The sequence below is a fragment of the Chryseobacterium sp. StRB126 genome (genome assembly GCF_000829375.1).
GTDB lineage: Bacteria > Bacteroidota > Bacteroidia > Flavobacteriales > Weeksellaceae > Chryseobacterium.
This window is the reverse complement of record NZ_AP014624.1, coordinates 3,658,112-3,673,187: the sequence shown is the minus strand read 5'-3', so window position 1 is coordinate 3,673,187 and position 15,076 is coordinate 3,658,112. Positions and strand designations below refer to the sequence as shown.

Here is a 15,076-nt window from a genome sequence, read left to right as displayed (position 1 = left end):
CTAATAACTATATCATAACCAAAATTTAAGCTTAGAAGGTTTTCAAGTCATCAGAAAAAAATAAAAAATGGTGCCGCTTGTTTTTAAGTGGCGCCGTTTGGCTGTTTGTGATCTCTACGAGCTAAGTAAAATTGCTAAAGCAGATAAACAAAATAACTACTCCGTATTTACTTCCAGCGGATGGATCATAATATAGAGTGGAAATAGAGTTGATAGGATGAAGAGATAGCCACCATTACCTGTACATACCACTGATAAAGACAATAAGTACTTTCGATAATGTCAAAATTTATACTTATATGCTTATTGAAAAAAAGCATTTAATTAGCTGATATAAAGAATATTGTGATATGGGTGCTAATTTGTCAGTTGTATTTTTTACTTTTTTTTTCTAATTATTGCTTAATGTTTTTTTGCTTTACAATTACAAATAATACGGTTATTTTAATTATTAAAAAATTCTCTTACCGTTATCAATTTAAGCTCTTAAAATCAATTTAACTATATATGAAAAAGAACTATTTTCGTTTTTTGCAATTTTTAACGTTCTGTCCAATCGTAATTGGAGCCCAAGTTAGTCTTCCTTATACTGAAGATTTTGGAGGTAGCTCAACTCAATCTCAATGGAACTATTCTAATCCTTCCGTAATTGTTATAGAAAATACGTCAGTTGATTCTCCGAATGGGGGAGCAGGTGGGAGTCTAATGTATAATTTTTTTAACAGCATGGGGCTGTCTACTTATAACGTTCAGTCGCCGGTTTTAGATAATCCCACTAATGAACCTGTTGGGGTTTCATTTCAATTTGCAGCGGCTAATCGATATACCATGCCTGCAGCTATTCAGACCATTTTTGCAGATGATCACATTTTACTGGAGTACTCTACTGATGGGGGGCAAACGTATACTCTAATTCATGATTATGAAATTGGGAAAACCGGAGAATTAAATACTGGTGGGACGATTCCTTCTTTTTTTACACCTACAGCCAGTCAATGGGTTACCAAAAATATACTTCTCCCTGCGGGTACAAATAGAGTAAATTTTAAAGGCGTAAAAAATAATATTAATCAGGCTGGAAATTTTGCTTTTTTAGATCATGCAATTTTTCAGATTTGTAACGGAAGTACTGCTGCTCCTACAGGAAATTCACTACAGAATTTTTGTTCATCACAGACATTGGCAAACCTTGTGGTCACGGGTTCCAATATACAATGGTATGATGCTTCAACGGGTGGAAATTTACTTCCCAATACAACGGTGTTAGTTACGGGTACAACATACTATGCTTCTCAAGTTGTAGGAGCATGCGAAAGTACTACCCGATTAGCTGTTACTGTAAATTCTTCAGGTTGTTTATCCGTAAACGAAACTTCTCACAATAAGGATTTTAATTTTTATCCCAATCCTGTAATTGATATTCTGCATATCAATTCAAAAATGAATGTTGTGAAAGTAAATATTTACGCCGCTGATGGTAAGCTGGTGCAATCTGAGCAGGACAAGAAAATTACTTCAGTAAATATGAATAGATTGATTCATGGAATTTATTTCGTAGAATTTACTTTTAAAGATGGGAAAACACTTCAAAATAAGATTATTAAAAAGTAAGTTTTAAATCGTTAAAAAATGATGTCCTGATATTTGTATGTTTCAAAAATAACAAACTAAACAGGTAACCAATTAGCAATCTAAAAAGCAGCTGGAATATCTCGTCTTAATTGAAATAGCTTCACACTAAACGGTTTCAATTAAGACGAGATATTAATGTTAAATGTACAAGTAATTTAATATTAAATAGCAAATGAATTGTTTATTAATAATATATTCTGTATCACTTTAAATATCAGCACAACCAATATTAAGATGCTTAACATTAAAATTTTTACAATAAATGTTTTGTTAGAAAGATAAAGAACTATTTAAGGTTTTCAATCATTTTTTTATAACTTTTATAACTTTTGAAACCTGCCATATACACCAGTTCTTCTTCGGATAAACCTTTATGGTGCAAAGATGATTTAAGCTCTCTGAACTCTTCTAATCTTAACATGTTGATATAAGCCCGAAAGTTCATTCCGTAATTCTTATTAATAAAGTGAGATAAATAGGTTCTATTGGTTCCAACATATTTGGTAAAATCAGACATTTTCAGCTCGCTATTCAAATAGGGTTTATGTTCTTTTACATATTTCTCAAATCTCATTTGGTCAATACTACCACAAGGATCTGATTCTTCCCGTATGGCTATATTAGAAATTTTAATTGAAATGCAATAGTTATTAGTAAATATCGTATAAGAAAGAATAGAGCACAATAAAAAAGAGAGCAGATTCAATGAAATTATTCCTGAGAAATAAATTGCCTGAATTTTTAAAAAAACAGTATTTAAAAGGATGTAGATTATGCAGAGACAAGCAAATAGAGCAATTATTTTCAGCAACCATAAAGATCCTTTATGAGATGTGGAATAGCCCAAGGCATATTTGATTGATAAATAAAGATACATCAGAATTATGAATGCACTTATATATAATTCTAATTCCACCCGTTTTTCAAACCCAAAAAAAGGATAGATAGTATAGACAGAACTTTGTAAAACAAAAACTATAGGTATCATGCAATACATCACAAAAAAATACTTTCCTTTGATACTTTCTTTGGTTAATGAAGAAATAAAAAAGCTAAGTAAAATTGCTAAAACAGGTAAACAAAATAAGCCACTCAGCATTTTACTTTTAGCAGATGAATCATAATATAGAACAGGAATAGTATTGATAGAATGAAAGATTGTAAGCATCAATAGAAAGCAAATTCCCATTGTAAATACCTTTTTATTGCTAAGCTGTCTCCCTGTATAGATCAGCTTTCCAAAAAATAAGCAGGTACAAAACACACCTGCAAAAATAGGAATACAGAAAGATAAAAAAGTTAATGTACGTAAAATCATGATTCAAATATTGATAATATCCGGCTAAGAAATATGCTTTTTAGCTCTCCAGTAACTTCGAACACTTCCAAAGCCTGCCATTTGAGAAAGTTCTTCAATGCTCCTGTCCTGATTGTCTTTCAAAGAGGTAAGTTGATTTACCTCATTGATTCTCCAGGAATTAATATATTGGTTGAAATTTACCTTATATACTTCACTTATAAATTTCGACAAATATTGCCTGTTTGTATTAAAAGTAATCGCTAAATCTTCTATTTTTAAGGTTGAAATGAGATAAGGTTTATGATTATGAAAATAATCTTCGAAATCTTGTTGATGGATCACAATCTTTTCCTGTACTTTCAGCTCATTATTAGCCAGTCCTGATTCAGGATAAATATGCCCGGAACGTGTCAGTGCCATATTGTTTTTTCTATAATTTAAAAAGTAATAATTTCTTTCTAAAACATTAAATATAATAATGATATACTGAAAGAAAATCAGAATTGAAAATATTGATAATAGGAGATAATGAGTTTCTGAACCTAGGAATAATAATGCTATAATCAGTACAATGAAACAGAATTTAATTACCATTGTACTCATAAGCCAGCTGGTGTATTTACTTTTTATATCAGCTGAGATACTATTTTCTCCGATTTCTTTTTTGTAAAGTAGGATATACTTCATAGATAAATAACTATAGAATACCTGATAAATTAGAAAATAAACTAAACAATATGGTTTCATGTATTGATTTAATTCATTGATTTGGTTTATTTTATGATATAGTAAATAAAAGAAAAAAAACGTAACTGCAAACAGGGCGGAAGGAAGTATGTAGTGGAAAACAGGAATAACGGTTTTTTGATCTCTGTTGGTTATAAGGTAAATAAAATGGAAAAACAATACCTTAACGACAGCCAGGTAAGTAATTATAAAAGGATATGCTTTGCCCCTTGGTTGAATTAGGCCAACGTCACGAAGTATGAAAAAGAATCCAAAAATTATATTCACCCCAAAATACAGTATTAAAACTCTAACAATATTCTTTTCCCTTTTACTATAATTTTTATTATAAGAATATATTAAAAATGTACTACAGATTAATGCAGATGCTATAACTGATGAGAAAAAGAGAGTATTATTACTACTCATTGGCATGTCTTATTTCTTTAAAAAGATTGTCAAATATAATTATTTTATTAATACTCAAAATATTGCTTTTTAATTTACAATTTGTCACTCATCATTTTACAATTAATTTGTATTAGGGTTTTATATTTTCTTTTTTTTGCAGCTAACTGAAAATTATTATCCATGAAAAAAAACTCTTTTTTAATTTTATCCATATGCTCTATAAATTGCTTAGCACAGATTGGTATTGGTACCAGCAGTCCGGATCCTTCATCTATTTTGCATTTGGATGTAGCTTCATTACCTGATAATGGCAAGAAAGGATTTTTAGGTCCAAAAGTCGCCTTAAAGTCATCAATAGATCAAATCACAATCCCTGCTCCAGCTTTAGGATTATTGATATATAACCTTGGAACAGACGGGCTGCAGACTGAAGGATATCATTATTGGAACGGAAACGAATGGCGGGTTTTCAATTCATCTACTACAATTTCTCCATCAATTCAAGGGCTTCAGTGTTCAGATGCAACTTTCAATCCTCCTGTTTTTATAGCTGGAGTGCCATATAATGGAGTTATGATTGTTCCGTATTCTGGTGGAAATGGAGGAGCATACCCTTCAGGAATACCAATACCTTCGAGTGGAAATACTGGATTAACTGTAAAATTACGGCCGGGTTATTTAGCCAATGGAAACGGCGAGTTAGTTTATGACTTAAGAGGAACACCCTCTCAATCTTCTCCAAGCCCAGCCAACTTCAATATTAGTTTTCTAAATCAAAACTGTATTGTAAACCTTACCGGGGAAATAATGAGTATAGGGCAGATCTATGGATATTACAACAAAATTCAGCAATCAGTAATTACCGATGGGCAATACGCCAGTATATTTTTATCAGACCTACCGCTTATTGAAGGGTTAAGGATAGATTTAAAAAAAGTAGCAGGAGGGTTTACATATGCTCCGTATTTATATAACACTACCTCAAATACATTGAATCTTGGCTGGCAGATTGAAGGTTATAGCTCAGGATCTGTGGTCTCAACATCAGGAACACTTACCAACAATAGTTATCTGGACGTAGGTCAGGGAAATACAGCCAGTTGGAACCCCCATACATCCAGGGTAATAAAAATGAATCTTATTATTAATAAAATCCGTTGGTATAGAATCGATTTTTATTCTGTATCTGATACTCAAACAGCACCAGGGCCTTCTGATTATCACAATATAAGAATGACTATACAGCGGGTACAATAATTTAATAGGGTAATTATATATCAATACCAGCTGGTTTTTAATCCAATTGATCTTCCATTTACAAAATGGCTCATGCCGAATTATCTGGTGTATTATTGCGTTTGGGTACTTGAAAGGATAGGTTCGTCACAATATAATAACATCATGCATATCAATATCTTTTAAATCATCGCGAACCTCCTGTATTGCAATAAGATCGAAGCGGGAAATAATCTCTGCTATATACGGGAAGTAATCTCTGCTATATAGTAGAGCGATTCAGTCATTCGTCCATTGTACTTTGTATTACCAAATTCCCGAATATTCCAGGTGCCCAGAATAAGATTCCCGGATAATTTTTTTTCAGGGATGCCTGTTGTGGAATCAGCTAAAGCTGTTCTTAGATTTTTAATGTTTTCAATTACGGCATCGCGGTCTGCTTTTTCTTCGATAAAAAGCGGCTGAGCCTTTTGTGGGTTCAAAAAGTAGTAATTCATGGTTTGTTGTTTTTATTGTTATTAGTTAGGTTTTTAATGAGTTGTTGAGCTTTTTTTTAAGTGTTTTGGTTAATGCTTTAGTATCTAATGTGTTATATTAAATTCACAAAAATTATTAATATAAAATATTGCGTAAATATTTATAGAATAGCAATAAAGAAATCATATATATAAATGATAGGATAATGAATGTCTCAATATAAGAAAGCCCGAAATCCATTCAGAAAAAAATGACGATTAGGCTAGGACATGGGCAGAATTTTTATCGAGGGGATTTTGCAAATTAAACCGCGAAAAGGCGTTTCTTTTCGGTAGGAAGAAAGCGTGTTTTTTCGTATCAGGAGACTTTAACAGGCTTTGACTTGAAATTACTCAGATTAAGAAAGAAGCTATTGTTAATCATCAAAACAAACTAGACTAAATATTTTTTATTACCACAAACATTGTAAGAGGTTTGTAACAGAAATTTTCTGTAAATAAACTATTCAGTATAATTTTGCTCATGTGTTCAATCATAAATATCACAGCATAAGATGTGTCCAGAAAGATTGATGGTCTATTCAAAGAAAAAATGAAGACAGCAGGTATTGTGGGATTATCCGCTGCAATAATTTCTGATAATGAAATATTATGGTCGAATGCAGATAAGAATAAGAATATTCTTTATACTAAAGAGACTATTATGAATATAGGGTCAGTTAGTAAATCAATAACCGGAATCATTATTATAAGGGTAAATTTACTATGGCAGCATAGTAAAAGTTCTAGTTTTATATAGTAATAATCCTATTTGCAAATTACTGAAATAAAATTCGTAATATGTAGTTTTGTAATGCGACAAATTGAAAAATTTAATAATCTATTTTTATTAAGAGAAATGCGGGTTGTTGGGTAAACAGGCTTTTAAATACACTTCCTTTTGCAGGTAACATATATAATAGGAGATACTTATTATAACTTTAAAATGATTTTAATAAGGTTGCGATAAATTGTACCAGAAATCTCCTACTGATGGATTTTAGTAACTCCCTAAATGATTCTAAAAACACAATTTTGTAGTACCTGATAAAACTTCTTTTTATCGTTGTATTTATTTTTTGAAAATAATAAACCTGGTAATGTTCCCACTAGGTTTGTTATTTTCTAATGATCTCTAATATCAGGCTATTTTTTTTCTTGATATGAGTTTGAATCAACTTAGAAAAAGATCTTACAGAGAATAGTTGTTTTTTTACTGCTAATTATAGGTAATAATTAATGTAATCCATCATTAATACGGACAAGATCAACAACGGTTTTAACATTTAATTTCTCAAAAATGATTTTTTTATAAGTACTTACGGTAGACATTTTTAAATCTAATAAATTTGATATTTCAAGATTTCCATTTCCCTGTGCAAGCAGTTTGAATACTTGAAACTCTCGTTCCGAAAGCTTTTCTATAGAGTTTTCCTTTTTTTGTGAACGGGCTACAATCATATTCGTGACCACTTGAGGATAATAATATCCTACTTCAAAAATTGATGAAACTGCTTTGAAAACCTCTTCTTCTCCAGAGTCCTTTTTTACATATCCTTCTGCTCCTTCATTGATATACTGAATGCCAATTTCAGCGCTATAAGCAGAGAAAATTAATATTTTGAGATCAGTTTGAATATTCTTTAATTGTTTTATCATCGCCTTATGGATGGTATCAGGCATATCAATATCCAAGATCAACAAATCATAATTTTCAGCTGTGATTTTTTCCCGAGCTTCCGTAAAGCTATCTGCAAAATCAACAGTACAAGGATAAGAGAACTTTTGTTCAAGCATATATGAGATTCCGATACGAATAACATAATGATCGTCTGCAATAAGTATTTTCTTTTTCATAGTAAATGTTATCTATTTTTAATGATTATTGAAGTTATAGTTCCTTTTGGTTGATTTTTACTGAAAGAGATTCTTGCATCGATCTTCTTGATAAAGTGTATCACCATATGAAGGCCCAGTCCATATTTTTTTAAAAATAAATCGTCACTTCTAAAATTTCTGGACAGATTCATATAATAATCAATCTGTTCATCAGACATACCAATACCTGTGTCTGAAATCTTAATTTCAGTATATCCTTGCCCAATATTACTTTCAATGATTATCATTCCTGATTTAGTGTTTTTTAAAGAATTATCGAGAAGATTATGAATGATAGCTAAAATAATGTTTTTATTTATAGAAGTCATTGTATCCTGATTAACTTTATTATAAATTACGGTATTGTTAAGTAAGCTTAATTCCTGAAAGAGATTTCTTTTTACCTCTATTATCTCAGAAATAGGATATTCATTTTCTTCATATATTTTGTCATCCCGGTACAGAGAAGAATATTCTTTAAGGTTTAATGTAAACTTATAAACTTCTTTTGAGGATTTGTATATACTGTCGAGATATTTTTTTTGGGATTGGATGTCTTCCAACTCATGCAAATTTTTAGAGAGATAGGAAAGATACTTTATCGGAGTAGCAATATCATGACTAATTGTTTCAATTATTTTTTTCTGATATTCAGTTTCATTTTTAAGTATTTCTCTTATGACCACAAGATCTTCTGAAGTCTTTTTAAGAACATTTTCTTTTTCAACAACAAGCTTTTCCAAAGACTTATTTTTAGATTTCAGTAGATTGGTTCTCATCTTTATAACCCATATGATAAGCAAAATAAACACAATAGCCAGTAGAATTTTAAAAAGAAGGGTTTGATAAAAGTGAGCTTCAATGATGATATTTATCTTTTTATATAAAAATTTTCCTTCAGGGGAAACCAGTACCCGGAATTGCAGTTCATATTCTCCAGGAAAAAGCCCTTTTATAAGGAACCTATTATCTTTCAATCTTTCCCAATTTTGTTTTGAATTTCTTATTTTGGTTTCAATATATAAATTGTCCAGACCAGAATAGTAAGGTGCTTCAATCAAAAGCTCTGCTAGTTTATAATCACTTTTTAATGTTAGGGTATCTTTAAAGTACTTGACCGTCGAATCATTGATTTTTGCTTTGTCTATGTAAATGTTTTGTGGATAATACGATTTTATGGTGTTGGGATCAAAAAAAACAAACCCATTCATTGAGGGAAAAGCAAATTCTCCATTGTCTAAAATGTGTGCGGCACTGTTATTAAACTCGTTGGTTAAAAAACCATCCCTTTTTGAAAATCTATAGTAAAATACTGGTGTTTTCTTGTATGCATATTGCAAAAGTTGTCGTTTTTTTACCTTAAAAAGTCCATTATTAGAAGAAATCCAGAAATATCCATGTTTATCTTCCAGAATATAATGGGCCGAGGATAAAAAATTATGGGGATCATTTGGCATTTTTATAAGCTTATTGTTTCTAAAAAGAAAAAAGCCATTTTTGTTGGAGGTAACCCATATATTACCATCTTTTGTTGAAATTATATTTTTTACATAAATTCCAGGAAATATTTTTTGCTTGTTATTCTTTAAAGAAATTTGATATAAACCATTAGTGCAGCCAACCAATATATTTTGTCCATCATTTATAAAACTGTTAATTACACCTTTGAACTTATAGCAATAATCCGGCTTTTTGAATTGATCATTTTTGAAAATATATAGATAATTATTATTGATAAAATCTGTGGTAGAGTAGCTATATAAACTATTGCTTTTAAAAACTTGATCCAGATCCCTAATATACAATGAGTCGGATTTTTGATAATAATCTTTACTCCTAAATCTAATGATATAGCCCTTATTGGTAAATACAATATTTTTTTTGTCGTCATAGAGTAAACAATATTTTCCTTGTTTACTAAATAAATATCTTTTACTTATTCCTTCTTTGCTGAATTCTAGTCCATTTGCGGTTATAACAGTGTTTTTACTAAAGGGAATGGTGGCATAAAAAACATTATTTGCAAAAGGTGTGTCATCCTTTGCTATGTAAAACTGGTTTAAATCAACGATATTTAGTCCGTTGTTAACGGTTCCAATATAAAGCTTATTAACTTTTTTATCATAGTATAACGAACTGATAGGGTAATTTCCCAAGTCATTATATTTCACCAGAAATCTTGGTTTGATCACATTATTTTCTAGTATATAAATATTATTTTGGTTGATAAAAAAGGTCTGGTCTGTTGTCTGGTGCCAATATATCTTGGTAGTGGGGTCATTAAGTAAAATAGAACCTGAATATATGTTAGTGACTCCTCTATTCAGTGCATAGATTTTCCTATTCATAGGATCTGTAATATATAATGTACTACCTTTGACGAAGACATTATGTAGGGCTTGGTTGGAGAAAGGAATTATAATTCTGACTGATTTATTTTTTTCAGTATAATTTATAGAATTATTAGTAAAAATATACATTCCAGATTTAAGCTGTATAGAATATTGAATTGACTTTTCGTAACTACTAACCAGGTCATTCTTAATAATTTTTTTTAAATAAACTCCCTTTTTCTTTGAAAAAACTTTATACATATTATCTTTTGTATTAAGTACCTTGGGAACTCTGCCACGAATAAGAATCTTTTCTTTTTCAAAATTATTATATACAATAATATTATCATCTTCAATCTTTCCTAAAAAATTACCAAAGAATAAATTACTGATTGGGAATTCATTAAAAGTAGTAAAATTTAACCCATCATATTTCACAAGTCCATTATCAGTTGCAAGCCAAATAAATCCATATTTGTCTTTTATGATGTCCTTGATACTATTTTGAGGCAGGTCGTTATCTGTATTATGCCACGTGGATGAATATTGAGAATTGTATAATAAAAACCAAAACAGAAAGAATAGAACCGAAAATTTCAATGTAATACCTATTTGTGCAAAATTAATATTAAAAAATATATATTTAACCTAAATGTATATTGGGAATTTAAAAAATACTATAAAAGGAGAAAGTTAATTATCAAACAGATTATCCAAATCTTTAAACAATCTCATTAAAATTCCATTTCTAAGCTGTCAGGCTTTATCTTATTGTAACAAACAATTATTATTCTGAAGATCTTAAACTATGTAGAGCTGTGGCAAGTATTGAAAAAAATATAAAGTACGATTGATTTTATAGTTGTCCAGATAAAATCGAATCTTATAAAATCAAATATAAGGGTCAGCGACATAGATGGCAGTGTCCAGTAAAAGGAATTAATGGTAATTATTATCAGTGGGGAAGAGTTAACCCTATAGCAAATGCAGATACGCAGACAGGAGCAATTAGTGGCTTTAGTACTGCGCAAATTGGAATTCAGGTACTGAAGCATCATCTGTAAAAACAACCAATGATCCTTGTCCTGCAGGATTTAGAGTTCCTACAAGAACCGAATGGAAAGATTTTTTATTAAACAGTAGCAGTGTAAGTAGCTTAGGTACCTGGTCAACTTCTGGTACTAATGGAGCTGCTAATTTTGGAGCTGCTAAAGTATTTATCAATAATGGAAACACTGTGGTATTTCCTATTTCTGGCCAGCGATATGGTTATTCTTCTCGAGCATTACGAGATCGCGGTTTTTTGGGACATTATTGGTCTAATATAGCAGATACTCCAGTGGTAGGCGTAAATCAAGCTGCTTTTGTTTTCAGATTAGAAAATACTAATGTTTTGACAGAACATAAATACTATGTTCCCTCAGGATTTTCTATCCGTTGTATCAACCAGTAATTCATATTTTTAATAATTAATGTATTGAAATATAGTTAGTTGTTTAATTGTTTAATAGTGTTGGCGATGGCATTTTGTCATCGGTTTTTTAGTGCTTTATAGAAAAATTATTAAATGTTAGTCGTGGAGAATTTATCTATAAAACTTCTGAATTATAAGTACTGAATTTGAGAGAATTTTAAAACTGCTTACCAATAATATTCAGAAAAATAATGTAAAAATAATAACATATAAAAGCAAATATAATTGTCGGGGTAATCCGACAACTATATCACAACTATGAGTATTTTTATCTTGTTATTTTGTAATGATTATTTAAGACAGATTCTGCGTTTTAGAATCTGTACGCCTGAATTTGTAAATTTTTTGCTATATTACCTAAGTAAGAAAGATGAAAAGATAGATAAAGTAGATATAGTACTTATTAAAAGTTTTATTGTCCTAAATAAATAAAAGTATTTACAGATAGGTAGGCTGACCGATTATCTAATGATTGATCGGAGCCTAAATTGGTAGTTATTGTTCCTGTAAACGTATGGGCATGATCTCCAGAAACCCCTGTTTTACCTATTCCTACACCCCCAAATAAGCTGGGACTTATGTTGCTACCATGTCCACTACCATTGTTACTGACATTTGTGCCACTATATAAAAAAGAACCTCCAGTATCTGTGCCGTGCGCATGTAATCCCGAGGATAAAGCTGTACCACTAATGTTAGTGGTCAGATTAATATTAGGCAGATTGTTTTGTAAGATAGCAAATGAGTTACTACCACCTATATCACCTACATTTTCTGTTACACTTTTGGTTTTTAGAGTTCTATCTGTGGCATCATACAAGTTGGTGGTTAAACCCAAACTGGCCGCCATGGCTTGCGCTCCAACCGGAAGTGTGGAAATTGCTCTTCCATCTAATAAGTACCATCCATCGTAATCGGTGGATTTAAATGACTGTATTATACTTCCAATAGGGTATGATAAAAGAGATTTGTTAATTTTTTCCCAAACACTTCCGTTGTAATAGTAAAATCCGTTGGTGTCAATATTTTGGGCCTTTGCTGTCTGACTGCCGGTAGTGTAATCATTGATATATACAATTGTGGAAATTTTTACAGTTGCCATGTTTTGTGCACGCTGGCGGTCTATTCTCGGGATCAGCATTCCATCTGTATTGGCTGAAGTCCCGGTAGGGTTTTTGGCGTTAATATCCAGGGTTGCATGAGGTTCAGCTGTATTGATTCCAATCTGACTATAGACCATATTAAAGGTTGTCAATAAGATAATTGGTAATAAAGATTTTTTATCCATGATTTTTGCTTAAAATTTATAATAAAAGAATAACAATTATTCACCTAGATAGATAAAAGTATTTACAGATAAATATGGCGATCTGTTATCAATTGGTTCGTCTCCTCCCCCCAAAGAGGTATTTACCGTTCCAGCAAATGTATGGTTATGAATTCCAGCAATAGCCGTAGTACCTCTGGCATTTACCCCTCCCCAGGCAATACTTCCGGCATTACCATAGCCATTTCCATTGTTTCCTGAGTTTGTTCCTGAAAGTAAGAAAGCATTGCCTTCTGCTGGATCATGTGCATGAGCTCCAGATGCAGTTGTTGTACCGTTCGTATTGCTTGAAAGTGTTATGTTGGGTAAATTGCTTTGCAAAATTGTAAGCAAATTACTGCCTCCCAATGTGCCGGGAGTTTCTGCTGCAGTTCTTGTTTTTAAAACTCTATCAGACGCATTGGGAATACTGACAGTAAAGCCTAAAGCCTGCGCTCTGACTTGAACTGAGGCCGAAAAAGTAGTAATAGCTCTTCCATCTAATAAATACCATCCGTTATGATCATTTGTTTTCACTGAATATTTTAAAGTTCCTGTAAGAGAACTTTTATCAATATAAAATAGTTTTTCCCATAAACTGCCATTGAAATAATAAAATCCTGTATTATCAATTTTCTGAGCTTTTCCTGTTGGGCTTCCTGTAGCAAAATTATTTATATAAATGATAGTAGATGTTTCAATAGAAGTCATATTCTGTGCCCTCTGACGATCAATGCGGGGAACTAAAATTCCATCTGTATTGGATACTGTACCTGTAGGATTTATGGCTTTGATGTCTAATGTTGATTGAGGAGCTGAATTATTGACTCCTACCTGCCCATATGTTATATTCACAATTGTAAGAAACGCAACTGACGATAAATTTATCTTTTTTTTCACGGTGTTTAATAAGTTTTTGATTATACTGATAATTATTAGCTGTGATAATTTTATTCTCCTAAATAGATAAAAGTGTTTAAAGCCAGATAGGCGGATCTGTTATCTACTGGTTGATTGGATCCTCCCAATGGAACAACTAAAGTTTGGGATAAAGTATGCATGTGCTGCCCTGTGCTTGCTGTAGTATTAGCTGCACCAGTTCCTCCCCAAGAGCTGGCACTCCCTCCTCCGTATCCTCCTCCTGGTAATCCGGTAACTAAAAAGCCTGTCCCCTTATCAGAACCATGAGTGTGGCTTCCTGCCGAATTTATAGTTATATTTGCAGTTCCTGTTAATGTTATATTGGGTAAGTTGTTTTGTAAGATTGTGACAAATGCACTTCCTCCAACGGTACCAATATTTTCGGTTATGTTTTTTGTTTTAAGTGTTTTATCGGTTGCATCAAATAAACTAGCTGTTAGCCCCAGGCTTTCAGCTGCCAGTTTAGCATTTATGGGAAGGCTTGTAATGGATCTACCGTTTAAAAGATACCAACCGCTATGATCTGTTGTTCTGGCAGAATACTGGATGTCTCCCAAAGAATAAGAATTATTATTAAGATTAAGTTTTTGCCAAATATCGCCATCAAAATAATAAAAGCCCATTTCATCAATATGAATAGCTTTTCCGAAGTTTGCTCCTGTTGATATATTATCCACATATATCATGGTAGAAGTTTCTACTGTAGCCATATTCTGTGCACGCTGCCTGTCAAGGTGCGGAATAATGATTCCATCAGTATCTGTTATTGCACCTGTTGCATTTCTTGCCACAATGTCTAATGTTGCTTTCGGATTTGATGTATTAATTCCAACTTGGGCGAATACCATTTCTCCCAAAAATACACTTGATAACAAAATTAACTTTTTCATTTATTTATCAATTTATTGTAATGCAAAGCTATATTTTACCGTTTTTATTACAATAATTTACAGATAAGATTATTACTATATACAACCAGGATTATTACGATGTAAGACTAGAATTATTACTATGATGTCTGAAATTTTTATCATATAAATATTCTTTACAATGAAATACGATTCTTTACCTTTATCTCAATAGAATAGTGGGAAACTCTAGAAATGAATGTATAAGTTATTAATTGTTGCAAATATAGTAAACTGTTAAAAAATAAGGCATTACTAAATATTATAAATAATATAGTAGAGGAGTAGTTAGGATTATGGCTTATTATTCTGTAGTTGATTCGCTATTAGGAAACCTAATTATAAAAATATTTTTTTTGTAAAAAAATCATTTGACTTTATGAATTGTTATGTCTAAAGTACATATTCATGGATATCAATAATAAAGACCTTAAAG

11 protein-coding genes and 1 pseudogene are annotated in these 15,076 nt (G+C 31.4%); 4 read left to right on the top strand and 8 right to left on the bottom strand.

Features of this window, described 5'->3' with window-relative positions; translation table 11 throughout:
- The first annotated feature begins 507 nt into the window (after positions 1 to 507).
- Positions 508 to 1,611, top strand: coding sequence for a T9SS type A sorting domain-containing protein (locus tag CHSO_RS16685; RefSeq protein ID WP_045498382.1), 1,104 nt, complete (start codon positions 508 to 510; stop codon positions 1,609 to 1,611).
- 307 nt (positions 1,612 to 1,918) lie between these two features.
- On the opposite strand, the gene CHSO_RS26015 is transcribed toward CHSO_RS16685, so the two are convergent.
- Positions 1,919 to 2,821, bottom strand: coding sequence for a helix-turn-helix domain-containing protein (locus CHSO_RS26015; protein ID WP_171817660.1), 903 nt, complete (start codon positions 2,819 to 2,821; stop codon positions 1,919 to 1,921).
- 153 nt (positions 2,822 to 2,974) lie between these two features.
- Entirely contained in the window at positions 2,975 to 3,352 is a 378-nt protein-coding gene (locus tag CHSO_RS25680; protein ID WP_144428947.1) for a helix-turn-helix domain-containing protein, read from the bottom strand.
- Positions 3,353 to 4,249: 897 nt separating this feature from the next.
- Here CHSO_RS25680 and CHSO_RS25115 point away from each other — a divergent pair.
- A complete protein-coding gene (locus CHSO_RS25115) occupies positions 4,250 to 5,326 on the top strand; it encodes a hypothetical protein (RefSeq protein WP_052480628.1) in 1,077 nt (358 codons plus the stop codon).
- A 218-nt stretch (positions 5,327 to 5,544) separates the two neighbouring features.
- On the opposite strand, the gene CHSO_RS26110 is transcribed toward CHSO_RS25115, so the two are convergent.
- Positions 5,545 to 5,802, bottom strand: a complete 258-nt coding sequence (locus CHSO_RS26110; RefSeq protein WP_045498376.1) for a hypothetical protein — start codon at positions 5,800 to 5,802, stop codon at positions 5,545 to 5,547.
- Positions 5,803 to 6,337: 535 nt separating this feature from the next.
- On the opposite strand from CHSO_RS26110, the gene CHSO_RS26660 reads away from it, so the two are divergent.
- The gene (locus tag CHSO_RS26660) at positions 6,338 to 6,580 is read left to right on the top strand and encodes a serine hydrolase (protein ID WP_045498373.1); all 243 of its coding nucleotides are present in this window, start codon (positions 6,338 to 6,340) and stop codon (positions 6,578 to 6,580) included.
- A 476-nt stretch (positions 6,581 to 7,056) separates the two neighbouring features.
- On the opposite strand, the gene CHSO_RS16655 is transcribed toward CHSO_RS26660, so the two are convergent.
- Together CHSO_RS16655 and CHSO_RS16650 are read right to left on the bottom strand one after the other, a co-directional pair.
- Positions 7,057 to 7,677: a response regulator transcription factor gene (locus CHSO_RS16655; RefSeq protein WP_045498370.1), complete on the bottom strand. Its 621-nt coding sequence runs from the start codon at positions 7,675 to 7,677 to the stop codon at positions 7,057 to 7,059.
- 8 nt (positions 7,678 to 7,685) lie between these two features.
- On the bottom strand, positions 7,686 to 10,631 hold the full coding sequence (locus CHSO_RS16650; protein ID WP_045498367.1) for a two-component regulator propeller domain-containing protein: 2,946 nt from the start codon (positions 10,629 to 10,631) through the stop codon (positions 7,686 to 7,688).
- A gap of 517 nt (positions 10,632 to 11,148) precedes the next feature.
- On the opposite strand from CHSO_RS16650, the pseudogene CHSO_RS26655 reads away from it, so the two are divergent.
- Positions 11,149 to 11,484 (top strand): annotated as a pseudogene (locus tag CHSO_RS26655) (hypothetical protein); the annotation flags it as partial.
- Between the two features lie 433 nt (positions 11,485 to 11,917).
- Here the strand turns inward: CHSO_RS26655 and CHSO_RS25110 are convergent.
- The 3 genes from CHSO_RS25110 to CHSO_RS25100 all read right to left on the bottom strand — a co-directional run bounded on the left by CHSO_RS25110 (position 11,918) and on the right by CHSO_RS25100 (position 14,622).
- Positions 11,918 to 12,793 (bottom strand): hypothetical protein, encoded by an 876-nt coding sequence (locus CHSO_RS25110; RefSeq protein WP_052480627.1) that lies wholly within the window; start codon positions 12,791 to 12,793, stop codon positions 11,918 to 11,920.
- A gap of 36 nt (positions 12,794 to 12,829) precedes the next feature.
- Positions 12,830 to 13,666, bottom strand: a complete 837-nt coding sequence (locus tag CHSO_RS25105) for a hypothetical protein (protein WP_052480626.1) — start codon at positions 13,664 to 13,666, stop codon at positions 12,830 to 12,832.
- A gap of 95 nt (positions 13,667 to 13,761) precedes the next feature.
- Entirely contained in the window at positions 13,762 to 14,622 is an 861-nt protein-coding gene (locus CHSO_RS25100) for a hypothetical protein (RefSeq protein ID WP_052480625.1), read from the bottom strand.
- Positions 14,623 to 15,076 lie beyond the last annotated feature (454 nt).

What these genes read in the sequence shown, in the direction of transcription:
- CHSO_RS16685 (WP_045498382.1), top strand. Translation starts at nt 508, where the DNA reads ATGAAAAAGAACTATTTTCGTTTTTTGCAATTTTTAACGTTCTGTCCA.
- CHSO_RS26015 (WP_171817660.1), bottom strand. Translation starts at nt 2,821, where the DNA reads ATGGGAATTTGCTTTCTATTGATGCTTACAATCTTTCATTCTATCAAT.
- CHSO_RS25680 (WP_144428947.1), bottom strand. Translation starts at nt 3,352, where the DNA reads ATGGCACTGACACGTTCCGGGCATATTTATCCTGAATCAGGACTGGCT.
- CHSO_RS25115 (WP_052480628.1), top strand. Translation starts at nt 4,250, where the DNA reads ATGAAAAAAAACTCTTTTTTAATTTTATCCATATGCTCTATAAATTGC.
- CHSO_RS26110 (WP_045498376.1), bottom strand. Translation starts at nt 5,802, where the DNA reads ATGAATTACTACTTTTTGAACCCACAAAAGGCTCAGCCGCTTTTTATC.
- CHSO_RS16655 (WP_045498370.1), bottom strand. Translation starts at nt 7,677, where the DNA reads ATGAAAAAGAAAATACTTATTGCAGACGATCATTATGTTATTCGTATC.
- CHSO_RS25110 (WP_052480627.1), bottom strand. Translation starts at nt 12,793, where the DNA reads ATGGATAAAAAATCTTTATTACCAATTATCTTATTGACAACCTTTAAT.
- CHSO_RS25100 (WP_052480625.1), bottom strand. Translation starts at nt 14,622, where the DNA reads ATGAAAAAGTTAATTTTGTTATCAAGTGTATTTTTGGGAGAAATGGTA.